The sequence below is a fragment of the Arthrobacter sp. Soil782 genome (genome assembly GCF_001428435.1).
Taxonomy (GTDB): domain Bacteria; phylum Actinomycetota; class Actinomycetes; order Actinomycetales; family Micrococcaceae; genus Arthrobacter_D; species Arthrobacter_D parietis.
The window spans coordinates 65,759-91,207 of the sequence record NZ_LMSO01000001.1 but is presented as its reverse complement, the minus strand read 5'-3'; the positions used below and the strand labels follow the sequence as shown (position 1 = coordinate 91,207).

23 protein-coding genes are annotated in these 25,449 nt (G+C 65.3%); 9 read left to right on the top strand and 14 right to left on the bottom strand.

Annotation, left to right across the window (positions count from 1 at the left end; translation table 11 throughout):
• The first annotated feature begins 1 nt into the window (after position 1).
• Together ASH00_RS00410 and srmL are read left to right on the top strand one after the other, a co-directional pair.
• Positions 2-457: a hypothetical protein gene (locus ASH00_RS00410; RefSeq protein ID WP_157358948.1), complete on the top strand. Its 456-nt coding sequence runs from the start codon at positions 2-4 to the stop codon at positions 455-457.
• A gap of 186 nt (positions 458-643) precedes the next feature.
• Positions 644-1,759 carry a PheS-related mystery ligase SrmL gene (gene srmL, locus ASH00_RS00405; RefSeq protein WP_056543490.1) on the top strand — a complete coding sequence of 372 codons (1,116 nt, stop codon included), beginning with the start codon at positions 644-646 and terminating at the stop codon, positions 1,757-1,759.
• Positions 1,760-1,779: 20 nt separating this feature from the next.
• Here the strand turns inward: srmL and trhO are convergent, their stop codons facing one another.
• On the bottom strand, positions 1,780-2,697 hold the full coding sequence (trhO, locus tag ASH00_RS00400; protein WP_056543488.1) for an oxygen-dependent tRNA uridine(34) hydroxylase TrhO: 918 nt from the start codon (positions 2,695-2,697) through the stop codon (positions 1,780-1,782).
• Between the two features lie 98 nt (positions 2,698-2,795).
• Here trhO and ASH00_RS00395 point away from each other — a divergent pair, with 98 nt between their 5' ends.
• Positions 2,796-3,446 carry a GNAT family N-acetyltransferase gene (locus ASH00_RS00395; RefSeq protein WP_056543485.1) on the top strand — a complete coding sequence of 217 codons (651 nt, stop codon included), beginning with the start codon at positions 2,796-2,798 and terminating at the stop codon, positions 3,444-3,446.
• Positions 3,447-3,473: 27 nt separating this feature from the next.
• The gene (locus tag ASH00_RS00390) at positions 3,474-5,843 is read left to right on the top strand and encodes a DEAD/DEAH box helicase (RefSeq protein WP_056543482.1); all 2,370 of its coding nucleotides are present in this window, start codon (positions 3,474-3,476) and stop codon (positions 5,841-5,843) included.
• Here the strand turns inward: ASH00_RS00390 and ASH00_RS00385 are convergent.
• The 7 genes from ASH00_RS00385 to ssd all read right to left on the bottom strand — a co-directional run bounded on the left by ASH00_RS00385 (position 5,840) and on the right by ssd (position 10,732).
• Entirely contained in the window at positions 5,840-6,211 is a 372-nt protein-coding gene (locus tag ASH00_RS00385; protein ID WP_056543479.1) for an Rv3654c family TadE-like protein, read from the bottom strand. The genes ASH00_RS00390 and ASH00_RS00385 overlap by 4 nt on opposite strands.
• Positions 6,208-6,528, bottom strand: coding sequence for a TadE family type IV pilus minor pilin (locus ASH00_RS00380; protein ID WP_157358944.1), 321 nt, complete (start codon positions 6,526-6,528; stop codon positions 6,208-6,210). The genes ASH00_RS00385 and ASH00_RS00380 overlap by 4 nt, the downstream gene beginning before the upstream one ends.
• Before the next feature lie 53 nt (positions 6,529-6,581).
• Positions 6,582-6,908, bottom strand: coding sequence for a DUF4244 domain-containing protein (locus tag ASH00_RS16915; protein ID WP_056543474.1), 327 nt, complete (start codon positions 6,906-6,908; stop codon positions 6,582-6,584).
• 281 nt (positions 6,909-7,189) lie between these two features.
• Positions 7,190-7,753 carry a type II secretion system F family protein gene (locus ASH00_RS00370; protein WP_082565808.1) on the bottom strand — a complete coding sequence of 188 codons (564 nt, stop codon included), beginning with the start codon at positions 7,751-7,753 and terminating at the stop codon, positions 7,190-7,192.
• A complete protein-coding gene (locus ASH00_RS00365) occupies positions 7,750-8,475 on the bottom strand; it encodes a type II secretion system F family protein (RefSeq protein ID WP_082565807.1) in 726 nt (241 codons plus the stop codon). Before ASH00_RS00365 ends, ASH00_RS00370 begins: the two co-directional genes overlap by 4 nt.
• A 1-nt stretch (position 8,476) precedes the next feature.
• Positions 8,477-9,607, bottom strand: a complete 1,131-nt coding sequence (locus ASH00_RS00360; RefSeq protein ID WP_056543466.1) for a TadA family conjugal transfer-associated ATPase — start codon at positions 9,605-9,607, stop codon at positions 8,477-8,479.
• Between the two features lie 57 nt (positions 9,608-9,664).
• Positions 9,665-10,732: a septum site-determining protein Ssd gene (ssd, locus tag ASH00_RS00355; RefSeq protein WP_056543463.1), complete on the bottom strand. Its 1,068-nt coding sequence runs from the start codon at positions 10,730-10,732 to the stop codon at positions 9,665-9,667.
• 154 nt (positions 10,733-10,886) lie between these two features.
• On the opposite strand from ssd, the gene ASH00_RS00350 reads away from it, so the two are divergent.
• Positions 10,887-12,593, top strand: a complete 1,707-nt coding sequence (locus ASH00_RS00350; protein ID WP_056543460.1) for a bifunctional 3'-5' exonuclease/DNA polymerase — start codon at positions 10,887-10,889, stop codon at positions 12,591-12,593.
• Positions 12,594-12,633: 40 nt separating this feature from the next.
• Here ASH00_RS00350 and ASH00_RS00345 read toward each other — a convergent pair whose 3' ends face one another.
• Genes ASH00_RS00345 through ASH00_RS00335 form a run of 3 tightly spaced genes read right to left on the bottom strand, consistent with a single transcriptional unit; the run spans position 12,634 to position 15,539 of the window.
• Complete coding sequence (locus ASH00_RS00345; RefSeq protein ID WP_056543457.1) at positions 12,634-13,317, bottom strand: NUDIX hydrolase; 684 nt, start codon at positions 13,315-13,317, stop codon at positions 12,634-12,636.
• Entirely contained in the window at positions 13,314-14,093 is a 780-nt protein-coding gene (gene nth / locus ASH00_RS00340) for an endonuclease III (RefSeq protein ID WP_056543455.1), read from the bottom strand. The genes ASH00_RS00345 and nth overlap by 4 nt, the downstream gene beginning before the upstream one ends.
• Positions 14,094-14,132: 39 nt before the next feature.
• Positions 14,133-15,539: a hypothetical protein gene (locus ASH00_RS00335; protein WP_157358942.1), complete on the bottom strand. Its 1,407-nt coding sequence runs from the start codon at positions 15,537-15,539 to the stop codon at positions 14,133-14,135.
• Between the two features lie 304 nt (positions 15,540-15,843).
• Between ASH00_RS00335 and acs the strand changes: the two genes are divergently transcribed.
• From acs to ASH00_RS00315, 4 genes are all read left to right on the top strand, one after another.
• A complete protein-coding gene (gene acs / locus ASH00_RS00330; protein WP_056543449.1) occupies positions 15,844-17,826 on the top strand; it encodes an acetate--CoA ligase in 1,983 nt (660 codons plus the stop codon).
• A 161-nt stretch (positions 17,827-17,987) separates the two neighbouring features.
• Entirely contained in the window at positions 17,988-19,286 is a 1,299-nt protein-coding gene (locus tag ASH00_RS00325) for an MFS transporter (RefSeq protein ID WP_056543446.1), read from the top strand.
• A 50-nt stretch (positions 19,287-19,336) separates the two neighbouring features.
• Positions 19,337-19,813, top strand: a complete 477-nt coding sequence (gene aroQ / locus ASH00_RS00320) for a type II 3-dehydroquinate dehydratase (protein WP_056543443.1) — start codon at positions 19,337-19,339, stop codon at positions 19,811-19,813.
• 4 nt (positions 19,814-19,817) lie between these two features.
• Positions 19,818-21,551 carry an ABC transporter ATP-binding protein gene (locus ASH00_RS00315; protein ID WP_056543441.1) on the top strand — a complete coding sequence of 578 codons (1,734 nt, stop codon included), beginning with the start codon at positions 19,818-19,820 and terminating at the stop codon, positions 21,549-21,551.
• 157 nt (positions 21,552-21,708) lie between these two features.
• On the opposite strand, the gene ASH00_RS00310 is transcribed toward ASH00_RS00315, so the two are convergent.
• The 3 genes from ASH00_RS00310 to ASH00_RS00300 form a co-directional block, all read right to left on the bottom strand.
• The gene (locus ASH00_RS00310; protein ID WP_056543438.1) at positions 21,709-22,653 is read right to left on the bottom strand and encodes an ABC transporter permease; all 945 of its coding nucleotides are present in this window, start codon (positions 22,651-22,653) and stop codon (positions 21,709-21,711) included.
• Positions 22,650-23,654: an ABC transporter permease gene (locus ASH00_RS00305; RefSeq protein ID WP_056543435.1), complete on the bottom strand. Its 1,005-nt coding sequence runs from the start codon at positions 23,652-23,654 to the stop codon at positions 22,650-22,652. Before ASH00_RS00305 ends, ASH00_RS00310 begins: the two co-directional genes overlap by 4 nt.
• Before the next feature lie 85 nt (positions 23,655-23,739).
• Complete coding sequence (locus ASH00_RS00300; protein ID WP_056543432.1) at positions 23,740-25,434, bottom strand: ABC transporter substrate-binding protein; 1,695 nt, start codon at positions 25,432-25,434, stop codon at positions 23,740-23,742.
• Positions 25,435-25,449: the final 15 nt, after the last annotated feature.

Below are 25,449 nucleotides of genomic sequence, written 5' to 3'. Positions count from 1 at the left end.
CATGGGAACTCAACCGCGGCGGGTAGCGCACGCAGTCTCCGGCCTTCTCGTTGCCCTGATGACCAGTGCCTGCACGGCGTCGGAACCGGAGGTTGATCCGTCCTCGGTGGACCTGGAGTCCTGGTCGCAGTCAATGTTGGGGACGGAACGCGGAATGTCCTTCGCCGGCGGGCATCAGGGGGACACGGCGAGCGGCGGATCCTTCTATGACGTCGAACCAGGGTGGTACGAGTTGACCATGGCGTGTGCGGGCGGGGACGCGATGGCCCTGGAACTACTCGCAGACGGAACGATTATCAGCAATGGCACCACGAGCTGCGACAGTCCGGCAGTGACAGCGCATCTTGAGCTTCGTGCGGCGGCGGACGAGCTCACCCTCCGCGTGACCAACTCCGGTGCGGAAATGGTGTGGACCGCGGGGCTGGTCCCCGGCGGGAAGCCGGCAGAAGCGCCGTAGCGTTCCGCAACATCTGTCCGTCGCGTACCATTGCTCCATGCTTACCAGCCAGCGATTTACCAGCCCCCGGCCGCCTGTCGGCCGTGAGGGCTATCCGCTGTACGTCTTCTAGCAGCCAGGTCCGCACGGTGTCCGCGGCCGGGGGTTCCTTCACCCCCTCCTCAGACACTTCCCGAAGGACCGGCCATGTACCTTTCCATCCCCCAGCTCACCGCCGCCCTGTCCATCCGTGACCTCACCGATCCGGAACAGGGACCCCATGCGCTGCAGGACCTGCTCGACAGCGTCATCACGTCGTTGACGCAGGCCTGGAGCATCCCCGCACAACTGCACCGCACCACTGGCCTCGTTGCCACGGCGGACAACTACGACCGGTTGGGCTATGCGCCGAACGACGTCACCCGGGACGCCCGGTACTCGCGCCATGCCAGCCCCACGGTAATGCTTCGAAGCCACACGTCCGCCGGAATCCCCGCCGTTCTTGATTCCCTTGCGGACATTGAGCAGCCGTATGATCGGCTCCATGTCCTTCCGGGCCTGGTTTACCGCCGCGACGCCGTCGACCGCACGCACGTAGGCACACCGCACCAGGTTGACCTATGGCGCTTGAAGGCGCGTGGGCTGCTGGGTGAGACTGACCTGCGTAGTATGGCCACGGCCGTTGTCGAGGCAGTCCTGCCCGGGGCTCGCTGGCGGACCGTTCCCGCCAACCATTCCTATACGTCGCACGGCCTGCAGATCGACGTAGAGACGCCCGCCGGCTGGCTCGAACTGGCTGAGTGCGGCCTCGTGCGTGCAGGTGTCCTCCGTAACTCGGGACTGGATCCGCGTCGTTGGAGCGGCCTCGCGCTCGGAATAGGGCTGGACCGGGCACTCATGCTGCGAAAGGGTGTGGATGACATCCGGCTGCTGCGCTCACCCGACCCCCGTATCGCTGCTCAGATGCTGGATCTTCAACCATGGCGCCCCGTCTCCCTCATGCCGGCTGTCCGCCGCGATCTGTCGATTCTCTGCAATCCCGACGCAGACGAGGAAACGCTGGGAGATGCGGCCCGGGAAGCACTCGGTCCGGAGGCAGAGGTCCTGGAGTCGCTGGTGATCCGCGCCCGTACGCCGGTGGAGCAGCTGCCGGCTGCCGCCGTCGTCCGTCTTGACGCCCAGCCGGGGCAGGTGAATCTGCTGGTACGCCTGACGCTGCAGGCACTGGACCGGACACTCACCGATGCCGAAGCGAACGCTCTACGGGATCGTGTGTACCTCGCGCTGCACGAGGGACATGCGCTTGAGCTGGCGGCCGGGTGAGAGCTGGCGGCCGGCTCAGCTCAGGCGGCGCCCACTGCGGTGGCTTCCGCCTCGTCCGTTTCGCACCCCTGCGGGCAGCGAAGCGTGGCGGGGTCGGCGGCACACTGGGAGCAGTACAGGGTCAGGTTCCGGCAGGTCAGGTTCGAGCAGTTCTCGAACTTGTTGGTGGGCGCCGAGCAGCGAACGCACTTGCCGATTGTCTTGGCATCCTTGCTGAACTCTACGTGCATGCGCTTGTCGAAGACGTACAGCGAGCCTTCCCAGAGACCCGCGTCCCCGTACGTCTCTCCGTAGCGCACAATGCCGCCCTGAAGCTGGTAGACCTCGTTGAATCCGCGGTTGACCATCAGGCTGGAAAGCACCTCACAGCGGATGCCCCCGGTGCAGTATGTGACCACCGGTTTGTCCTTGAGGTGGTCGTACTTCCCGGAATCGAGTTCGCGCACGAAGTCATGGGTGGTGTTCACTTCCGGGACAATCGCGTTCCGGAACTTGCCGATCTGCGCTTCGAGGGCATTGCGGCCGTCAAAGAAGACGACGTCGTCGCCGCGTTCGCTGACCAGCTGATGCACCTGCTCCGGCTTGAGATGGGTGCCACCGCCCACCACGCCGTTCTCATCCACCTTCAACTCCCCCGGTGCGCCGAAGGACACGATCTCCTCGCGGACCTTGATGCTGAGCCGGGGGAAGTCTTCCGCCCCGCCCTCGGACCATTTGATGTCCATCTTTTTGAACGCCGGGTACTCGCGGGTTGCCTTCACGTACTGCTTGACGGCGTTCAGTTCGCCGCCGACGGTGCCGTTGATGCCGTCCTTGGAGATGAGGACGCGGCCGCGGAGTCCCAATTTTTCACACAGGGCGCGCTGCCAGAGCCGCACCGCTTCGGGATCGGGCAGCGGAGTGAACGCGTAATACAGGACAATCCGGTTCATTGACACGCATTCAAGGGTACCGGCAGGCCGCCCGCGAGGTCTCAAATCGGCAACCTCTTTCCCGGGCTATGTCTTTACGGTCTGGCCCCAACTATCGTTCAGGCATGGGAGCCGCTCTTTCCGATCAACTTGTCCGCACCTGGGTTTCCGGCTGGGCAAAATGCCGAGGCTACACGCCGCAGGAGAACGGGAGCAGCCTGTCCGTTCTGCTCACGGACCAACAGAACCACCTCGAAACCATCGTCTATGAGCCCACGATCGGCGAATTGCTCGAGCTCGCCGGAGAGACCCGCGAAGATCCGCTTCGTGTGCTGACCGTCGTCACCAACCGCGCGCAGGAACTCCTCGAAGCCGCGGCTCCGCTCGGTCTTCGGGTCACGGACCGCCAGCAGGCTCTGATGTGCGCAGAGATGGATGGCCAGGATGTCGAAGACCCCCGGCCACCGGACGACGAGTTCAAACTCGAGCACATTCGCGAGGATGACTGCAGGCGTGTTTCGGTGACCGTGAACAGTGAGGAGGCTGCCCGGGGTTCGGTGGCCAAGCAGGATGAACACGCAGTCTATGACCGCATCATCACGTCTCCGCCGTACCGCAGACGTGGCCTTGGCAGCTTTGTCATGCGCGCGCTGACCGCCGACATCCTGGAAGACGATGTTGAAACCGGCCTGCTGATGGCCTCCGAGGAGGGACGCCAGCTGTACCAGTATCTGGGGTGGACGCACCTGGCTGATGCTTTTGTGATCCGCCGCTGATTTGTGCCGGGGTGACAAACTGGGCAAGTGGCTGCCCATGATTCCCTGATTCCGCTGCTCGGCGGAGTTGATCCTGAGCAGCTCGTTTCTGTCAGGGAACTCCCAGCCCGCGACGCAGTGCACAGCCCGTGGCCGGCATGGGTGCACCCTGATGTGGTGGAGGCCTACCAGGACCGAGGAATAGTAGAGCCCTGGAAGCATCAGAGTGCTGCGGCGGATGCCGCCCATGCGGGGTCCCACGTCGTCATTGCCACGGGTACTGCCTCGGGCAAGTCTCTGAGCTATCAACTGCCGGTCCTTGACGCCATCCACCGTTCGGCACTTGAGGAGAGAGTGTCGCTTGAGCCGACCGGCGCCGTCGCGCTGTATCTTTCGCCGACAAAAGCGCTGGCCGCTGACCAACTCTCAGCCATCTCCTCTCTGGGGCTGGCTACGGTCCGCGCAGATACGTACGACGGCGACACCGACTCCGGTGCGCGTCGCTGGATCCGCGACCACGCCAACCTGATACTGGCGAACCCGGACATGCTTCACTACGGCATCCTGCCGAATCACACCTGGTGGGCAAGGTTTTTCCGGCGCCTTACCTACGTGATCGTGGACGAAGCGCATAGCTACCGCGGTGTTTTCGGTTCCCATGTCGCCAACCTATTGCGCAGGTTGCGGCGCGTCTGTGCCTACTACGGCGCGGACCCCGTGTTCATCGGGGCCTCGGCGACATCGGCTGCCCCCGCGGAGTCCTTCGGCAAGCTGATCGGCGCTCCAGTTCAGGCGTTCACCGAGGACACGTCACCACACGGGTCGACGACGGTGGCTTTCTGGGAACCACAGCTGACCGATCTTCGGGGCGAGAACGGCGCCCGGCAGCGTAGGACGGTCATTGCCGAAACCTCCGATCTGCTGGCCAATCTGGTCTCTGCGCAGGTTCGGACCATTGCCTTCATCAAGTCCCGCCGAGGTGCCGAGAGCATCGCGGCAAACACCAAGCGGCTGCTCGGCGAAGTGGATCCCACGCTGCCGGCGCGCGTCGCGGCCTATCGGTCAGGGTATCTGCCCGAGGAGCGCCGCCAGTTGGAGGGCGCACTGCGGTCCGGCCGGTTGCTTGGTGTGGCGAGCACGTCCGCGCTGGAGCTGGGGATCGACATAACGGGCCTGGATGCCGTCCTTGTGGCGGGCTGGCCGGGCACCCGTGCATCCCTGCTGCAGCAGATCGGGCGGGCCGGGCGGTCAGGTCAGGACGCGCTCGCCGCCTTCGTGGCCAGTGACGATCCGCTGGACACCTATCTGGTGCACCATCCCGAGGCGGTGTTCGACGTTGGTGTAGAGGCAACTGTCTTCGACCCCGCCAACCCCTATGTGCTGGGACCGCACCTCTGTGCAGCAGCGGCGGAACTGCCGCTGACGGTTGAGGACCTTCCCCTCTTCGGGGAAACGGCCCCTGCCCTGCTGGACCAGTTGGTAGATCAGGGGTTGCTGCGCAACCGTCCGGCAGGGTGGTTCTGGACACACCCGCAGAGTGCTGCCGGCATGGTGAACCTGCGGGCGGACGGCGGCGGCCCGATCAATATCATCGAGAGTGAAACCGGCACCGTTCTTGGGACCATGGATTCACCGCAGAGCCACTATCAGGCTCACACGGGCGCGGTCTATGTCCATCAGGGCCAGAGCTACGTGGTGGAGGAACTGAACGAGCAGGATCACTGCGCCATAGTCACCCGCTCCAATCCCGACTACTACACACAAGCCCGGGACATCACGCAGATTGAGGTGATTTCCGAGCTGCGCAACACCTCGTGGGGCCCCATCCGGGTGTGCTTCGGGGAGGTCAAGGTAACCACCCAGGTGATCTCCTTCCAGCGCAAGGCCTTCGTTTCGAACGAGATCCTTGGGGAGGAACCGCTGGAGCTCGGTGCGCGGGATCTCTTCACGAAGAGCGTCTGGTTCGAGTGCGATAACCGCCTGCTTGAGAGCAGTGGGATCAGCGCGGCTGACCTGCCGGGCGCTCTTCATGCCGCTGAGCATGCCGCGATCGGTCTGCTGCCGCTGGTCGCCTCGAGTGACCGATGGGACATCGGCGGAGTGTCCACTGCGCTCCATGCTGATACCGGGCTCCCCACCATTTTTGTGTACGACGGCCATCCAGGCGGCGCGGGCTTTGCTGAACGGGGTTTTGAGGCGGCGAAGACCTGGCTCGGTGCTACCGCTGAGGCCATCCGCTCGTGTGAGTGCCACACCGGTTGCCCCTCGTGTGTTCAGTCTCCCAAGTGCGGCAACCGCAACAACCCGCTGAGTAAGCACGGTGCACTCACCCTGCTCAGCATGCTGCTGGCGCAGGCCCCGGACGGGGAGCCTGCGCCAGGCAAGGACATGTCGGGCGGGCAATCCTCCTTCCACTAGGGATCTGATGACGGTGGACCGGCTCGGGCACGCCCCGATGCCGGGGGAAGCGCGGGAATGGAATCGACCTCGGTGGAAATCCGCACGATGTGTCCTGATTCTCCCTCGATCACGCATCCCGTCAGCCGGGCGCCCTGCAGGGAAGCTACTTCGGCCGCTACCGCGCACGGGCTCCCGTCTCGGAGCCCGCGCGCAGCATCAGCCCCCGCAAGCGCGGACAGGTCCGCGGCCGTAGCCGCCCTCGAGGCCGCCACTGACGCCTGCGCAAAAAGGACTACAACTGAGAGCAGCAGCAGGGCGGCCAGGGCGACGCCGGTCATCAGGACGGTGCCGGATCCAGTTTCCTTGCCTGCACGAAGACCCATCATTCCTGCTCCGGCAGTGCAACTGCGCGGGCTGAGAGACTAACGTCGAGCAACTCCAGTACAGGCACATCCACCGCGGTGTTGACGGTGACGGTGCTGGTGGAGCCGTTGGACTGGACCGCGATATCCGCCTGCTCACCGGCAATCCGCCGGACTGTTCCCTCGACGACGTCCGAAGACTCGCCGCGCATGATCTCGCGGGCCCCGGCCCTCGCCGCTTCCTCAATCCGCAACTGGGACAAGCCGAGTGCCGCAGCACCGAGCACGACGGCCAGCAGAACCACCACAGCCGGAAGTGCTACTGCCACTTCCGCCGTCACGGCCCCTGATTCTTTCGGCTGCGCTACCCGCGGTCCAGTCCGCTCCACGCCGGTCAGCCGAAGCTGAGGGCGTTGGTGATCAGCGACATGAGCATGCCGCGGATTTCCCCGCTGGAAAGGACTGCGACCAGGAGCGCCGCGAACCCCACGGCGGCCAGGGTGGCGATCGCGTACTCGGCGGTTGCCAGCCCTGCCTCGGACCGCATCAGCGCACGCCGTGTACGGCGGTTGGCTTCGACGGGCTCAGACCGCAGGGACGTCACTGTGGCAAGTGGCCTCGTTCCCGCGGGGAATTCCTGCGAGCCGCTGGTCCGGGTTGTTGCTGCGGTAGGGGTTGTTGCTGCGGTGGGAATTGTTGCTGCGGTGGTGGAACGTGTCATGACGACTCCTTGGTTGACGGATTCCGGTTTGATCCTGACTGGCGGTTCAGCGGCTGCTGAACCGTCCGGACCGCTTCAGCGGCTGATTCGAGTCTTTCGCGCTGCCCGTCGGCCGGCCCACCGAGATACCGGTAAGTGGAAAAGTGCAGCACTTCCCTGCGGTTGTGGAGCACGACACGAGCGGCACGGCAGCGGTAGCTGCGGCGATGGTGGTGGGCACTGCGGCGGGAGGGCAACGGTGGTAAGCGATGCTCGTGGCCGCGGCGATGTGGGGACCGCCGCTACGTGAAGGCCGGAAAGAGGCCGACCAGGATGGGAATGACGCCTAGGCACACGAACGCCGGCAGGGAGCAGAGACCCAGGGGCACAACGAGCCGCACCCCGAGAGCAGCAGCGCGCTGCTCTGCTTCCCGGTTCCTTCTCCGTCTGAACTGTGTTGCGTGGGCGGTGACCACGGCAGCCGACGGCGCCCCCGTGGTTCCGGCGAACCGCAGGGCATTTCCCAGTTCCTGGGCCGCCCTGACGTCCTTTGTGTGCGGAACCGCCGCCCACGCGACGTCCCAGGAGGCTCCGAGGTCCAGTGCCGTCTTGACGGAGGTCAGGGCAGCGCCCGCCGGTGCTGATGCTGACCGGGCAAGGACGTCGAGACCGCGCTCCAGGGATGAGCCGACGGCAAGCATGGACGCCATCAGGTCCATCATCAGCGCCGGATCATCCAGCCCATCATCCCGAGACCCCAACGCACCACCCGGTAGCGAACTTGCCGGATGGGCGCTGAGGGGCGGGGATCGATGCAGGACCCAACAGGCAACAAAGAGCGTAGCGGCGATGAGTGCACCGGTCATATGGGATCGCCTGCGGCTGTCCGCACCAGCCTGCTCGACCAGATCCGGCCCATGATGGTGAGCACGCATCCTGCACAGAGTGCTGCGATGCCCGGCACCGAACCGAGAAGGACAGCGAGGGGATCCACTCCAATGAGGTAGCCCACCGCGAACCCGAACAGCGGAAGCCAGGAAAGTAAGCGGACCGTGGCTCTGGGTCCGGCGAGCGCCGTATCGCGGGCAGCATCAGAGTCCAGCTGCGATTCGCGCTGCACTGCGTAGCGGGCAAGTACGGCCGCGAGGGGCGCTCCACTGCGCTCGGCCACCTCGAGACAGGCAGCCAGGTCCTTCCACAATGTCCGCAGCGCCGTGTCCCTGCTGCGGGTGGCTGCCTCCCGCAAAACCTCCGGAACGCTGAGTCCAAGCTGGGCAGCCTGATGGGCTGACCCCAGCGCGGGTTTCACCGCGGACGAGAAGGCCGTTCCGGACCTGCCGCCGTGCACGCTGAGTGCGTCTCCCCATAACTGGGAAGGCGTCCGGCCTGCCTGAAGCAGGCCGGTCAACTGATGGACGAACAAGGGGATTTCGTGTGGATCAGTCTTCAGCGCACGCCCCCGAGAGAGAGGCCGCAGAAGCGCACCCACCTTCCTGCGCCCCCGGCCATCGTTGCGCGGGGAGCGGCGGGGAAACGCCAGGACCCCGCACGCCGCGAAGAGCAGGCAGGCAATAAGTACTCCGCTCATGTCAGCGGCCCCGCTCGAGCTTCAGAGCCAGCGCCTCCCACGCCGGCCCACGCTCCGATACCGCTCCCCGTCGCGCGAGCGCTGTTCTGACCACCAGATCACCGCCGGCGGTCCTCTCGAGGACGCCGACCTCCGAGACGGTGCGGCCGCTGCCTGCCCGGACCACGTGGACGATGACGTCGAGGGCGTTGGCCGCCTGCTGCGCCAGGGGCTGCACTTCCATCCCGGCCAGGGCCGCGAGCGCGGAAAGCCGGGCAGGAACGCTCGCCGCAGAATTTGCATGAATTGTTCCACCGGCGCCGTCGTGCCCCGTGTTCATGGCTGCCAGAAGTTCGCGGACCTCGGCGCCGCGGCACTCGCCGACAATCAGTCTGTCCGGCCGCATCCGCAGCGCCTGACGTACCAGTTCAGCCAGATCCACGGATCCGCTGCCCTCAAGGTTCCCGTGCCTGCTTTGGAGTCCGATGGCATGGGGATGCGCAGGACTGAGTTCAGCGGAATCCTCGACCGTGACCAGGCGTTCATTGGACCCGCTGAGCGACAGCAGGGCAGCGAGCAGGGTTGTCTTCCCCGTACCCGTAGCGCCGCTGATCAGGAAGTTCAAACGCTTGCTCACGATCCCCCGCAGTACCGAGGCCATCTGAGCATCCAACGCCCCGGAGGACACCAGCTCGTCGAAGGAATAGTGCCTCTGCCGTTGGATACGGATGGAGAGTAGTGTCCCCGTTGTGGAAAGCGGCGGGAGGACGGCGTGCACCCGGAACCGGTCCAGCCGCACATCAACGCAGGGGTTGCCGTCATCAAGCCTGCGACCGCCCGCTGCAATCAGGCGTGTGGCAAGTGCGCGCACATCAGCATCGCTGGAGAAGCTGAGATCCCTGCGCTGCAAACCGCCGCCGCTGTCAACCCAGACTGCGCCTGGGCCGTTGACCAGGATGTCCGTGACTTCCGGGTCCTCCGCGAGCCGCTGTAGCGGTCCCAGCCCCTGCAACTCAGCGCGGACGCGGTCGAGGGTCCGGAATGCGCCCTCGGACCCCAGTAGGCGCCCGGTCGACTGGACTGCGGCAGCGAGCCCGGCTCCGGTGACCGGTTCTGCTCCATTGAGCACGGCGTCCCGTACCTGCGCAACCATGGCGGCGTCTGCCGCCAGGGCATCAGGGCGGACACGGCGGGCTCTGACCTGCCCGGTTCATGCGATGGCCTTGTTCGCCCCGGGAAGCACCGTGTCGAGGACTGAGCGGGCGCAAGCCCGCACGGCGCGATGCCTTGCCAGATCCAGTACCCTCCCCTGGTTTTCGCTGCCGACGGCGGCACGAAGGTAAGGCAGATACCCGGCGTTCGGCACACCGATGGCATCTGCCACCCGATCCGGGTCGAGGTCCGGGCCCAGCGGACCCCGGACGAGGGCCCGGACGGGCAACGGCTGCAGCTGCGCGACGAGTGCGCGGGCAGCCGAAATAGCGCGGACACGGCCGGGTACAACGATGAGGACGCTGTCACAGTACGGAAGCAGTGATCCGTCAGCCGACCATCCTCGCGCCACGTCTACCACCGTCAGATTGAACGCTCCCCGCGCCGCCTCCATAATGGGAGGAACTGCTGCTGATGCGAGAATTCCCGGAGCGGGCGGCTCGGTGCCCATGGACAGCAGCGAGAAGCCGCCGAGCGACGGCAGCGCATGAATCAGCTGTTCCGGGTTCAACGTTCCGCGGACTTCGCCAAGATCCGGCCACCGTACGCCCGGCACGGATTCACCGCCGAGAGAGAGCTCGAGCCCACCGCCGAAGGGATCACCGTCCACAAGGAGCGGGTGCAGTTCCCGTGAGGCCGCGGACGCAGCCAGCCAAACACTGATTGTGCTGGCACCTACCCCGCCGACGGCTCCCAACACACCGACGACCGTTCCCTCATCACGGACGCGCTGCAGCATGCCCAGATGCTCAGCCAGCCAGCCGGCAGCCTGCGGAAGGATAGCCACGCGATCGGCATTGCACCGCGAGGCAGCCGTCCACGCTGCCGTCTCATCACTGTCAAGACCAACGACGATCACCGCGCAGCCCGGGACAGCATGCCGCGCACTGTTGCAGTCCAACAGCACGACGGCGGGACGTAGCGCCAGCGCCTCGCCCACCGTCGAAACACTTGTGAGGGCAAGCCCCGCAGCAACCGCCACGCGCGCCACCTCATCGCGGACGCGTTGTGAGGAGGTGACCAGCACGACAGCGGCCGATTCAGCTGCTGGGATCCACGAAGACATACGGCCAGCCTGCCCTCCAGAGTGCACCGGGTCATGCCGGTGGCGGCGTATGTGGATATCTTCAGCAGAAGTGGAGGAACTGTGGTCAACGGCCGGAGCCTCCTAGTGGCCGCCAACGAAACCGCGGGCGAAAAGGTGGGCAACAATAGGAGGCGTGTATATCGTCCTTGCACCGCCGTCTGGCGGGCAGCGCCTGAGCGGAGTGGACGATGCCCAGGCAGCGTTTGTACCGGTGGACTCAGCGGGAGCGCCCACGGCAGACGCCGTCGTCGTTCCTGCAGTGCACATCGGTGAGACCGTCCGGGAATTGGAGCGGCCGGGGGTCCGCTGGGTGTGGGACAGCACGCGCACCTGGTACCCGCGCATGCTCGCTGCAGGCGTCACCGTTGAGCGTTGCCACGACGTCGCGCTCAGCCGGGAGATCCTGCGCCACTCCCCCTCCTGCGCAGGAACGGAGTACGGCAACCGCCTGCAGTCCCGCCCCGATGAAGCCGAGGACGCGAACCCCGCCCGGGTGCTGCCGCCCGTAGCAGCGTCACCTCTCCAGGGCAGCCTGTTCGAGGCGGCACAGCCCGCCGGCGGCGCAGACGCACTTCAGGTAGCGGCGGAATTCGCTGAGCAGCAGCAAGCGCTCAAAAACAGCGACCGACCAGCACAGCTGGCCCTGCTGGTCGCAGCTGAGTCCGCCGGCGCACTCATCGCCGCCGAGATGGAGTTTCACGGCATTCCGTGGCGCGCGGACCTCCACGACGAACTGCTCACCTCCCAGCTCGGGCCCCGCCCGCGGGAAGGCCATCGACCTACAGAGCTTGAGCGCCTGGCGGCTGAGCTGCGCGGGGCTCTCAACAATCCCCGGTTCAATCCGGATTCTCCGCAGGAACTACTGCGCGCGCTGCACCGGGCGGGCATTGAAGTGTCCTCGACAAGGTCCTGGGAACTCCAACGCCACACACATCCCGCCATTGCGCCGCTGCTGCAGTACAAGAAGCTTTCCCGCCTCCTCACCGCCAATGGCTGGACCTGGCTGGACACCTGGGTACATGGCGGCAGGTTCCGCCCCGAGTACATTGTCGGCGGCAGCATGTCGGGGCGCTGGGCGTCCAATGGCGGCGGCGCCCTGCAGATTCCGCGCCAGGTACGTGATGCCGTCCGCCCGGACCCGGGCCATGTGCTGATTGTCGCTGATGCCGCACAACTTGAACCACGCGTACTTGCTGCGCTCGGCAAGGATTCCGCGCTGGCGACGGCCGGCCGCGGGCTGGACCTGTACCAGGGCATTGCAGACCAGGGATTCGGCGGCGACCGCGCCAAGGCCAAACTTGCGATGCTCGGAGCTATGTATGGCGCCACCACCGGTGAATCCGGCCGTCTGATGCCCCAGTTGACCCGTACCTACCCTCAGGCAATCTCTGTGGTTGAGGCGGCAGCACGAACCGGCGAGGCGGGCGGCGTCGTTGCGAGTTTCCTCGGCAGGGGCTGCCCTCCGCCGTCGGAACGGTGGCTCGCCGCTCAGCGCACCAGCAGCGCCGCCGAGCAGCAACGCGCTGATTCCCTCGCTCGCTCGCGCGGCCGCTTCACACGCAACTTCGTGGTCCAGGCCACTGCCGCGGAATGGGCACTGTGCTGGCTGGCGGAATTACGACGACGGCTACGGGCCGGCGCTGCCGACTACAGCAGTGCGCACATCGTCTTCTTCCTGCATGACGAGGTGATGCTGCATGTCCCGGCCGAGCTGGCCGACCGGGTATCGGCGATGGTCACCGAGGCTGCTCGGTCTGCCGCGCACCTGATGTTCGGCCACATCCCGGTGGAGTTCCCGGTGAACGTTGTGGTGGTGAACTCCTACGCCGATGCGAAGTAGCTGGACGGCAAAGTAGGCGAAGTAGCTGGACGAACGCCAGCTAAAGAGGCGCGTCCCGCTCCCGGTTCTCATCCCAGGGCTGGGTCCAGCCCAGTCCGTCGAAGAGCCGTGACAGCAGGAGCCCGGTGAAGCCCCAGATGGTGATGCCGTCGATGGTGAAAGCAGGCGTGCTGTGCTTGCGCCCGTTACGCCTGACCACCGCCGTGAAGCGCACCTCGTCCGACAGCAGGTCCGCTACCGGCGCGCGGAACACATGTGATGATTCCGCGTGGTCCACCACGCGCACCGGGGTGGGAGACGCCCACCATCCGAGCACCGGCGTCACTAGATAGTTGCTGACGGGCAGGCCGACTACCGGCAGCGCGCCCAGGATTTCCACACCTGCGGGATCCAACCCGGTCTCTTCCTCAGCCTCACGCAGGGCTGCGGCGGCGGGACTGGCGTCGTCGTCGTCGATTTTCCCGCCGGGGAACGCCACCTGGCCGGGATGGCTGCGCAAGGTTCCCGCGCGCGTCACGAACAGGACATCAAGATCGTCGGGGACGGCAGCGGAGTGGGTCCTGGCGGGTCTGTCGTCGAGGTGTCCAAAGAGGATAAGGACCGCGGCAGGCCGCGCGGTTCCCAGGTCGATCCCGCGGAGCTGCCAGGACTCGGTGGTTTCCGCGCCCGGCCCGATGGGGGCTGCCCGTTCGGCGAAAGCTTTCAATTCAGCGTAAGCGCTCATGCGCTCAACGTGTGCCCGGCAGCCAGCAGCTCGGCGCGGGACGCGCCCTCCAGCATGCGGCGGCGAAGCTCCTCGCGACCGGGGGCCAGCTCATACTTGAGCAACTTCCGTGCCTTCTCCGGATCCACCTCGCCTTCTCCGTAGGAGGGGCAGAGCGATGCCACCGGGCACGCACCACACGCCGGCTTCTTGGCGTGACAGATGCGGCGGCCGTGGAAAATCACCCGATGGGAGAGCATGGTCCAGTCCTTCCGCTCGAAGAGCGCGGCGACCTCGGACTCCACTTTCACCGGGTCATCCTCCGTGGTCCAGCCGAATCGCCGGGACAGCCGGCCAAAATGGGTATCGACCGAGATCCCCGGAATCCCGAAGGCGTTCGCGAGGACCACATTGGCGGTCTTGCGGCCCACGCCCGGGAGCGTGACGAGGTCTTCGAGACGGCCGGGCACGTCTCCGTCGAATTCATCAACGATTCTGGTGGCGAGAGCGAGAAGGCTCCTCGACTTGGCCCGGAAGAACCCCGTGGGACGGATCATGTCCTGGAGCTCATCTTCCGCGGCTTCAGCGAGGCTGCGTGCGTCGGGATAGCGGGCAAACAGCGCCGGGGTGGTCAGATTGACACGGACATCCGTGGTCTGGGCGGACAGGACCGTTGCAACCAGCAGCTCGAACGGGTTGCGGAAGTCCAGTTCCGCAACGGCGTAAGGGTAGGTTTCGGCCAGAATCCGATGAATCTTTCGCGCGCGGCGCTTCAGTGCAATTGGAGATACGTCCACGCCGGCCCGTCCTTCCTCGTAGTTCCTACCGGCCCGTTGCTATCCCTCGGTGGGGGCCCGCTCGATGTTCCGCAGATCCCTCATCACGCCGACGCGGCCGGTGCGCTTGTCCTGAACGAGGAACTCGTGTCCGCGGTCCTCGATGCCGACTTCCCAGTCGCCGGGCTGAAGCACGAACAGCGGCGCGCCCGTCTGCGCGTCAACCACTGAACGGGGTGTCCCAACGGCGAACCAGAAAGCCTCAAGCATGGGCTCGTCCTCATCAGCGTCACGGGTAGCCGAGATGGACTCCGTACGGGGATGAGAGGAGTGCTCATCCCCAGCGTCGTTAGAGCGCTGCGCAACGGGGTGAGCCGCCGTTCTGTCCGGCGAGGTTCCCTCGACCCTGGGTTGCGCGGCGGTAGCTGCATGCGCGGCCGACTCCGTTGGCGCGACAGAGGCAGCGGGTGCAGAAGACGCAGCGGATCCAGCGGTACCCGCCGACTCCGCGTGCGTCCCGGAAGGAGCGGTCGCCGCCGAATCCTCAGCGCCGGAATCTGCCGGCACGGCCGGGGCGTGAGCGGCGCCGGACTGCGCTGCTGGTTCCGTGGCTTCAGGAGACGCCGCTGCAGACGTCTCAGCGTGCGCTGCAGAGCCCGCGGTCTGACGTGCTGAATCGTGCACCGGATCCTGCTGCGCGGAAGGTTCCTGCCCGGAAGGTTCCTGCACCGAGGGACTTTGGGCGGCACCCGATCCCTGGCCAGCCGCATATCCCGCGACGGCGTAACCGGCACTGTATCCGGCGCTGCTCGGGCCACTCGCAGTTGATTCCCCTGAGGAGGACGGGCTGTTCCAGCCGCTGACCTTCTCCGCCGGGACCGGCTTGGGCGGGCGCTGCTTCGCGGGCAGCGCTTCCCTGGCAATGGGATGAGCGGACGACGACGGACGGCCGGCGAAATCGGGCTTGAACAGGCCAATATGCGGGCCGCCGACGGTGGCCACAAGGAATCCGACCGATCCGAGCAGAGCAATCAGTGCACCGATCTCGAACGTCGTGACCGTCTGAAGGAAGAAAAACGCTGCGGCAAAGGCCGCCGCAACCGAAGCGAACTGGTCAACGGAGAGAGAACCGACGCGCAGCCGCTTGCTGCCCTGGCGGCGGGCCACCAGCAGCGCCAGCGCAGCGACCGGCAGGAGAATGCCGATACCCAGGAAGAAGAGGGAAAACGTGCGCCACAGGTTGACACCGTCAACGAACGGCAGGATGGTTCCGACAAACATCACCAGCACGGAGACACCGATGACGGTTTCACGCAGGGTGAAGGGGCCGGCTACCGCCTCGGGTCCGTGTTCGGTAGGTCCGGCGGACGGCGAAGCATCAGCAGGGGTTTCGGACCGGCCGGATTGCTGCACCGGCGAGCTGTGCGCGGTGTCTGCGCCGCCGTCGTACTGGCGCTGTTCGGTCATGTCGGGATTCTCCGTTTCAATAACGGCGGTGGGTGCCGCAGTCGAAGGTGCCGAAGGCGTTGAGCCGGATTCGGATTTCTTTGACAACCCTAGTCAACGCCCACTTCCTTTCCTACCAATGATGGGACATGTCGGGTCCGCGCGCCCACCGCTCACCGCAGAATCCGTGCCTTTCGCATCTGTTGTGTGACCGGTGGCACACGGTTTGGGGGAGGTCGCCACTACTGTGGAACCCAGCATATTCGCGGGCCGACTGAGTCTGTTCAAGCCCGCCTGAAGTACCGATTGGCCGAAGGGGCTCACAATGTCTGAAGACACCCGGATTTCCACTGGTGACGCGTTTGAAAATCTGCTTCACGAGGAACGACGCTTCCCGCCGAGCGAGGATTTCGCTGCCCATGCCATTGCCACGGCTGACCTGTATGAGCAGGGCAAGGAAGGCCCGGAATTCTGGGCACGCCAGGCTCGGGAACTACTGACCTGGCATGAGGATTTCTCGCAGGCCCTGGACTGGTCTGAGGCTCCCTTCGCCAAATGGTTCGTCGGCGGGAAGGTCAACGCCGCCTACAACGCGCTTGACCGCCATGTTGAGCAGGGCCGCGGGGACCGCGTTGCCATCCACTTCGAAGGTGAGCCGGGTGACACCCGCACGTACACCTACGCTGAGCTCACCACCGCAGTGAAAAAGGCTGCCAACGCCTTCGAATCGCTCGGGGTAGCGAAGGGCGACCGCGTGGCGGTTTACCTGCCGATGATTCCCGAGGCAGTCATTACCATGCTGGCCTGCGCCCGCATCGGCGCCGTCCACTCGGTGGTCTTCGGCGGATTTTCGGCCGACGCCCTCCGCAGCCGGATTGACGATGCCGAAGCCAAACTGGTGGTCACATCCGACGGCACCTACCGCCGCGGCAAGCCCAGCGCCCTCAAGCCCGCCGTCGATGGCGCTCTTGAACGTCCCGGACACACCGTCGAGAACGTGGTGGTGGTTAAACGGAACGGTGAGCCGGTCGAATGGACCGAGGGGCGGGACACCTGGTGGGATGACGTCGTGGGGCCGGCATCGGATGAGCACACCGCTGAAGGGCACGATTCAGAGCATCCGCTTTTCATCCTCTACACCTCAGGCACCACCGGAAAGCCGAAGGGCATCCTGCACACCACGGGCGGCTTCCTCACGCAGACAGCGTTCACGCAGAAGTACACCTTCGACCTGCACCCCGAGACCGATGTCTTCTGGTGCACCGCGGACATCGGCTGGGTTACCGGCCACAGTTACGTTGCGTACTCACCGCTGGTGAACGGCGCCACCCAGCTGATGTATGAAGGCACGCCTGACACCCCGCACCAGGGCCGTTGGTGGGAGCTGATCGAGAAGTACAAGGTCTCCATCCTCTACACCGCTCCCACAGCCATCCGCACCTTCATGAAGTGGGGACGGGACATCCCGGCCAAGTTTGATCTCTCCTCCATCCGGGTCCTCGGCTCGGTCGGTGAACCCATCAATCCCGAAGCGTGGATGTGGTACCGGGAAATCATCGGCGGCAACGGCGGACGCTCGGAAACCCGCGCTCCGATTGTGGACACGTGGTGGCAGACCGAAACCGGGGCGCACATGGTGTCCCCGCTGCCCGGGGTCACTGCGTGCAAGCCCGGGTCTGCGCAGGTGGCAATGCCCGGCATCGCCGTGGACGTGGTGGACGAGATGGGCCAGTCCGTGCCCAACGGTTCCGGCGGCTACCTGGTGATCCGTGAACCGTGGCCCGCGATGCTGCGCGGAATCTGGGGAGACCCGGAGCGGTTCAAGGAGACCTACTGGTCCCGCTTCGACAACATGTACTTCGCCGGAGACGGCGCCAAGCGCGATGAAGACGGCGACATCTGGCTGCTCGGCCGCGTGGATGACGTCATGAATGTCTCCGGGCACCGGCTGTCGACAACAGAGATTGAGTCCGCTCTGGTGAGCCATCCGTCGGTGGCGGAGGCTGCCGTCGTCGGTGCCTCTGATGAGACCACCGGTGAGGCTGTGGTTGCGTTCGTGATCCTGCGCGGCTCCGCAGCTCAGGACGACGACGTCGTTACCACCCTGCGCAATCACGTTGCCAAGGAGATCGGGCCGATTGCCAAACCCCGCAACATCCTCGTGGTCCCGGAGCTGCCCAAGACCCGCTCCGGGAAGATCATGCGCCGCCTGCTCAAGGACGTGGCGGAAGGCCGCGAGGTCGGCGATGCCACCACGCTGTCGGATCCAACGATCATGCAGCAGATCGCCGCGTCGCTGCGGAAGTAGCGCTTGCGCCTGAGGATTACGCCAAAGGCGGGCTGAGCGCCGGATTGCCACCCTCAGGGGAGGCGGTCCGGCGCCCGCAGTGTGAGGTGCGTCAACCGGCACTGTGACCTTGCCCGGGAAAGCTGGCCGCGCCAGGGTCGCGGCGAGGACAATTCTGAAGCGTGTCCACCTCTACCGCACCCCGCCCGACGCCGGCCACCCGCCCAGGAATGGCCCGGAAGACCGCCGCTGCGTCCTTCGTCGGAACCGCCCTTGAGTCCTATGACTTCTACGTTTTCGGCACTGCCGCCGCGCTCGTGTTCAATGAGGTCTTTTTCGCCGCCCAGGACCCCCTCGCGGGCACGCTCTCGGCGTTCCTGATCTTCGCGATGGGCTTCGTGGCCCGCCCGCTGGGCGCCATCCTCTTCGGCCACCTCGGCGACCGGATCGGCCGGAAGAAAACTCTCATCTGGACCATCCTGCTGATGGGCCTGGCTACGGGTTCCGTGGGGCTCCTGCCTGATTACAGCGTCATCGGCGTGTGGGCGCCCATCATCCTCACCGTGCTGCGCCTGCTCCAGGGTCTGTCGCTGGGCGGCGAGTGGGGCGGATCCATCCTGATCGCCACGGAGCATGCCAGCCCTCGGAAGCGCGCCCTGTACGCGGCCATTCCCCAGCTCGGCTCGCCCGTGGGCACCATGCTGATCTCGCTGATCTTCCTCATCCTCGCGGTGACCGTACCGGACGTCATGACCACGTGGGGCTGGCGCATCCCGTTCCTCCTTGCGTTCCCGTTCCTCGCCGTCGCGCTCTACCTGCGCCTGGCAATCGATGAGACGCCGGTCTTCCGGACAACCAAAAAGGTGCGCGTACCGCTGGTGAGCGTGCTGCGCTCCCAGCCGCTCGCCGTCGTCGTTGCCACGGCGTCCGCCGTCCTCGGGATCGGCTCCTACTTCCTCATGGTTTCCTACACGCAGGCCTACGGAACCGAGCGGCTGGGACTGTCGCAGGAAACAGTGCTGAACGCGGCGCTCATCGGTTCGCTGCTGCAGCTTGCAACCATCCCGGCCTTCGGCTGGCTGGCCATGAAAATCGGGTCGGCGAAGGTCGTGGCCGGCGGTGCGATCGGCACCGCGCTGATCGCTTTCCCGCTGTACTGGGTCATCAGCATTGCGGACGCTCCGCTCTATGTTGCCGCGATCCTACTCGGCGGAATCCTGCCCACCGCAAGCTGGGCAGCGCTTGGCGGACTGATGGCGGACCTCTTCGAACCGAGCACCAGCTTCACCGCCCTGTCCTTTTCCTACAGCATCGCTGCGATCGTGGCCGGATTTGCGCCGTCGATCACGCAGGCATTCGGTGCGGCGACAGATGGCGCATGGTGGCATCCCGGCGTCGTGCTGGCTCTCATGAGCCTCGTGACGGTTGCCGGCGCAACGGCGGCAGCACGCCTCCGCCGGCCCGTGCCCGCCCTCGACTGACGCCCGCCAAACGGCGGGTCCACCGCTGACGAATCAGGCATAGTTAAGCCATGGCGACCACTACCCTCCTGATCCTCAACGGCCCGAACCTGAACCTGCTCGGCACACGGGAACCTGAGGTCTACGGCTCCCACACGCTCGACGACGTTGAGAACCTCTGCGCCTCCGCTGCCGGTGCTCACGGGTGGGCCGTCAACTGCAGGCAGTCGAACCATGAGGGCGATCTTGTCGACGCTATCCAGGGCGCTGCCGGAACTGCAGACGGAATTGTTCTCAATGCCGGTGCCTACACCCACACCTCGGTTGCCCTCCGGGACGCGGTCAGCGCGGTGGGCCTTCCGATCGTCGAGGTGCACATCAGCAACGTGCACCGCCGTGAGGAGTTCCGGCACCACTCCTACCTCTCCCCCGTGGTTGATGCGGTGATTGTGGGCGCCGGCGTGGACGGCTACCGATTGGCCATTGACCACCTCGTGCGCAAACTGACGCGCCATGACCTGATGCAGGGCGGTTATGAGGGACGATAGAGCTATGACGGAAATCACCTCTATCGACGACGTTGTCGATGACGCCAAGAACGCCCCCATGCTTCAGGTGAAGAACCTGGCAGTCAGCTTCCGCACCACCTACGGCGAGGTACACGCTGTCGAGGATGCGAGCTTCACCCTCCGCCGCGGACAGACGCTGGCCATCGTTGGCGAGTCGGGTTCGGGCAAATCGACTACGGCGATGGCCTGCATCGGCCTGCTGCCCGGCAACGGGCGGGTCACCAGCGGAAGCATCCTCTTCGAGGGCAGGGACCTCGTTCCCCTTCCGGAGTCCGCAATGCGCACCATCCGCGGCCGGGCTATCGGCCTGGTGCCTCAGGACCCCATGTCAAACCTCAACCCGGTCGCGAAAATCGGCACCCAGGTGGCGGAAACCCTGCTGGTGCATGGGCTCGCGGACAAGAAGAACGTCAAGGAACGCGTGGTCGAGGTGCTCTCCGCCGCCGGCCTGCCCGACGCCGCGGACCGCGCCAAGCAATACCCGCACGAGTTCTCCGGCGGCATGCGCCAGCGCGCGCTGATCGCCATCGGGCTCGCGTGCCGTCCGCGCCTTCTGATCGCCGATGAGCCGACCAGCGCCCTCGACGTCACCGTGCAGCGCACCATCCTCGATCAGATCGACACCATGACCGAGCAGCTCGGAACCTCGGTGCTGCTCATCACCCATGACCTCGGACTGGCCGCGGAGCGCGCGTCGGAGCTCGTGGTGATGCACCGCGGCCGTGTAGTTGAAACCGGTCCCGCTGCCCAGCTCCTCAACGATCCCAAACACCCCTACACGCAGTCACTGGTCCGGGCCGCACCGAGCGTGGCGGCGGTCCGCCTCCGTCCGGGCGCCTACCACGAGGACGCCGCAAAGCGCACCGCTGTGGCGCAGGCAGCCTTCGAGGAGCACCAGGCGGACGCCGACTCCGTAGACGAGGCCGCACCGACGAACAACATCGTCGAAATTCGTGACTTGACCAAGATCTACAAACGCCGCGGCAGCTCCGAAGACTTCTATGCCGCAAAAAACGTCACACTGGACATTCCACGCGGGCAGACGGTCGCCATCGTGGGCGAGTCCGGCTCAGGCAAGACGACGACGGCGCGTATGCTCCTGAGGCTCATCGAACCCACCTCGGGCACCATGAAGTTCGACGGCATGGACGTGGCAACCCTGGACAAGGCGCAGCTCGCCGATTTCCGCCAGCGCGTGCAGCCTGTCTTTCAGGACCCGTACTCCTCGCTGAACCCCATGTTCACGATCGAGCGGATCGTCGAGGAACCCCTCAACGCCTACAAACGCGGCTCGAAGAAGGAGCGCGCTGCCCGCGTACGCGAGCTCATGGACCAGGTGTCCCTGCCGCACAACGCGCTGCGGCGTTACCCTTCGGAATTGTCCGGCGGCCAGCGGCAGCGCGTCGCCATCGCCCGGGCCCTCGCGCTGAAGCCGGAACTGATCGTATGCGACGAGCCCGTCTCCGCCCTCGACGTGCTGGTGCAGGCACAGATCCTCAAGCTTCTGGGTGACCTCCAGTCCGAGCTGGGCCTGAGCTACCTGTTCATCTCCCACGACCTCGCTGTTGTGCGGCTCATCTCCGACTACGTCTGCGTCATGAAGGACGGCGAGCTGGTTGAAGCGGCGAGCTCCGAGGAAGTCTTCCAGAACCCGCGCCACCCCTACACCCGGAAGCTCCTGGCTTCCATCCCGGGCAACGAACTCAATATCGCCTGACCCCTCTTCCTAAGGGGAACTTTTGCGCAGATCCGGCGGCTTCCGGTCGTCAGAAGCCGCCGGAGCTGCGCAAAAGTTCCTTAACGTACGACGACGGCCGGTCACCTTCGCTTCGAAAGGTGACCGGCCGCCGTCGTACTCTGCTTTTCCCTCAGATCTACTTCTGGCGGGTCTTCGGGTCCAGCGCCTCGCGCAGGGATTCGCCCAGGAGGGTGAAGCCGAGCGCGGTGATGGCGATACACGCGCCGGGTAGGAACGCCAGGTACGGATCCGAGGCCAGCTCCCGCTGAGCGTAGGTCAGCATGCGGCCCCACTCGGCCGTCTGCGGGACCCCGCCGCCAAGCCCCAGGAAGGACAGGGCAGCGGCGTCGATCACTGCTGTCGCGAGGGACAGCGTCGCCTGCACGATCACCGGCCCCACACTGTTGGGCAGCAGGTGGCTCATGGTGATGGTGCGCTTGCTCAGGCCGAGCGTCTGCGCTGCCAGGATGTAGTCCGAACCACGCTGCGAGAGCATGGATGAACGCAGCAGGCGCGCGAAGATCGGAAGCTGCGAGGCACCGATTGCGATCATCACCGCGTAGGGCCCCTGTCCCAGAATGGCCGCGATACTGACGGCGAGGAGCAGGTTCGGGACGGACAGCAGAATGTCCACGAAGCGCATGATGACGCTGTCCACCCAGCCCCCCAATCCACCGGCAAGCAGCCCGAGCAGCATTCCGCCGGCCAGGCCGATCGCCGTCGAAATGACGCCGATCAGCAGCGAGGCCTGCGCGCCCCAGATAAGTTTGCTGAGCACATCACCACCGAAACGGTCGAGGCCCAACGGATACTCCGCTAGTTCGCCCGGTCCGGGAATGTTGGTCGGGGTGATTTCCGTGCGCCCGGGCAGTGCTTCCCCGCCGTAGGGTGCAAGGATCGGCGCCAGCGCGGCGACCAGGAGGAACAGCCCGATGATGATCGCGCCGGCAATCGCCTGCGGGTTTCGGCGCAGCCGTCGGAACGCGTCCTTCCAGAGGCCGGTGCCGCCGCCCTCGGCGAGGCTCGGGTCAGTGGTCGGAGAAGTTGGCCCGCCCGCGGCGGGAGGCAATACAGTGCTCATTGCACACGCACCCTTGGATCGATGACGGAGTACGAAACGTCAACCAGGAGGTTGATCAGGGCGTACAGGATCGCGATGAAGATGACGAAGCCCTGCAGCACCGGATAGTCCAGTTCAAAGATGGCGTCGCGGAGGAAACTGCCGATGCCGGGGAAGGCGAACACCGTTTCGGTGAGGACCGCACCTGAAATGAGCAGGCCGGTCTGCAGGCCAATGGTCGTCACGACCGGGAGCATCGCGTTACGCAGGATGAACCGGCTTCGGATTGTCCTTTCCATGAGGCCCTTTGCGCGGGCCGTCCGAACGTAATCGGCGTTCTGCACTTCCAGCACCGAAGCGCGCGTGATGCGCACAATGATGGCCAGCGGGATGGTTCCCAGTGCGAGCCCCGGAAGGATCAGGTGCTGGAAGGCGTCCCACGCGGCGTCGTACTCGCCCGTCAGGATGCCGTCCAGCACATAGAAATCCGTGACGTGCGTCGCGTTGATGCGCGGATTCTGGCGTCCATCCGGCGGCAGGATGGGCCACTGGATGGCGAACAGGTACTTGAAGATGAAGGCCAGGAAGAAGACCGGAACAGTGATGCCGATCAGGCTGAGGACTACCGAACCGTGATCGACAAGCTTGCCGTAATGGCGGGCGGCCATATAGCCCAGCGGGATACCGACGCCGATCGCGAAGATCAGCGCCACCACGCTCAGTTCAAGTGTGGCCGGGAAGCGTGTTGCGAACTCTTCCAGTACGGGACGGCCCGTGATGATCGAGGTGCCGAAATCGCCCTGCAGCAGTTTACCCATGTAGGTGAAGTACTGGAGGAGGATCGGTTCGTCGAAACCGTACAGTTCGTTGACGCGGGCGACCGCTTCCGGGGTTGCCCTCTCGCCCAGCAGGGCTGTTGCAGGCCCGCCCGGCAGGCCTCGAACCCAGAGAAAAAGCAGGACCGAAAGTCCAAACAGGGTCGGAACGAGCAGGGCGAGGCGTTTACCAATGACGCGAAGCACGAGGTCCTTTCAACAGTGTGGCATCGAGTGGACGAGAGCAAACAAAAGCGGAGGGACCAATGGGCCGGTCCCTCCGCCAGAGTTGTTACTCGTTCAGTTCGATCATGTTGAAAACTTCGTCATTGACGGGGCTCGCCGGGTAGGAATCCACCCGCGGAGCGAACGCCAGGGACGGCGCCGGGTGCGCCAGCGGAATCGCCGGGTTGAACTGGGCGATCTGCTCGTTGATCTCCTCGTACGTGGCGGTCTGCTCCTCGCGGTCAGTCATGCCGCGAGCCTCGCTGAGTGCGTTGAACAGTTCCGGATTGTCGAAGCCGAACTCGGGCTTCTCCTGGCCGAAGAAGACGCCGATGAAGTTGTCGGTGTCGTTGTAGTCGCCGGTCCAGCCGAGCAGGTGGATGCCGTGGTTCTCGGTGCCCTGGATGCGGTCGAGGTAGTCAGGCGTCCAGACATCCGGCGCCGGGGTGACCGTAATACCGACGTCCTTCAGCTGGTCGCTGAGGTTGGTGAACACCTGCTCCGGAGTAGGCATGTACGGGCGGGAGACGTCAGTCGGGTAGTTGAACTGGACCTCAAAGCCGTCGGGGTAGCCGGCCTCGGCCAGCAGTTCCTTGGCGCGCTCAGGATCATACTCGTACGTGGTGATGTCCTCGTTGTAGCCGTCCACAACATCAGGGATGAACTGGGTGGCCAGCTGGGTTCCCTCGGGCAGCGTCTGGTCGATCAACGCCTGCTTGTCGATTGCGTGGTGGATGGCCTCGCGGACCAGCGGATCACTCAGCTCTTCGACTGCGTGGTTGATGCCGAGGTAGAGGATGGTGAACGGATCGCGCGGAACGATCATGAACCCTTCCTCCTCCAGAAGCGGGATGTCAGCCGGGGAGACGAGGTCGAAACCGTCGATGGTTCCCGCCTGCAGCGCCTGTGTGCGCGCCTGAGGGTCATCGATGATGCGGAAGATGACCGTCTGGACGTCGCCCTGCTCGCCCCAGTACTCCTCGTTGGCGGTGACGGTGAGGTCAGCGCCGACGTTCCAGGAATCGAACTTGAACGGTCCGGTTCCTACCGGGTGGCCTTCCGCGTATTCGCTCAGCTGGGGAGCTTCGGAGGAGCCTCCGATGTCATCAGCGTTGAACTCCTGCAGCGCGGTGGGGCTCTGCATGGCGAATGCCGGCAGCGACAGCGCTGGGATGAATCCGGCGAACGGCTTGGCGAGAGTGACGGTGGCCTCGAGGTCCCCGTTCACTTCGCAGGACTCATAGACAGCTGCATCCGGAGAATCCGCGAAGCCGCGGAACAGGTTGTTGTAGTAGTAGGACACCGACGGCGCCTGGGCCAGTCCAGTGAAGTTGTACCAGCGGTCAAAGTTGAAGCAGACGGCTTCGGCGTTGAACTCGGTGCCGTCGTGGAAGGTCACGCCTTCCTTCAGCGCGAACGTGGTGGACAGTCCGTCCTCGGATGTTTCCCAGGACTCCGCCAGCAACGGTGCCGGGTCTGCCGTGCCCGGCTCGACGCCTACAAGGCCCTCAAAAATCTGCCGGCTGACGCGGAAGGACTCGCCGTCGCTCGCGAAGGCGGGGTCAAGCGATGCGGGGTCAGACGAGGCCGCGAAGACGAAAGTCGAGTCGACCTCGCCCTCCGCCGCTGCGCCGCCGTCCTCTTCACGCTGGCTCTGGACGCAGCCGCTGAGCAGCAGAGCGCTGATTGCGGCGCCGGCAGTAATGGCGGCAGCGCGCTTCTTTGTGGGATGCGTCCCCTGCGCCGATGTGCTTGTGAACATTAAGTGCTCCTGATG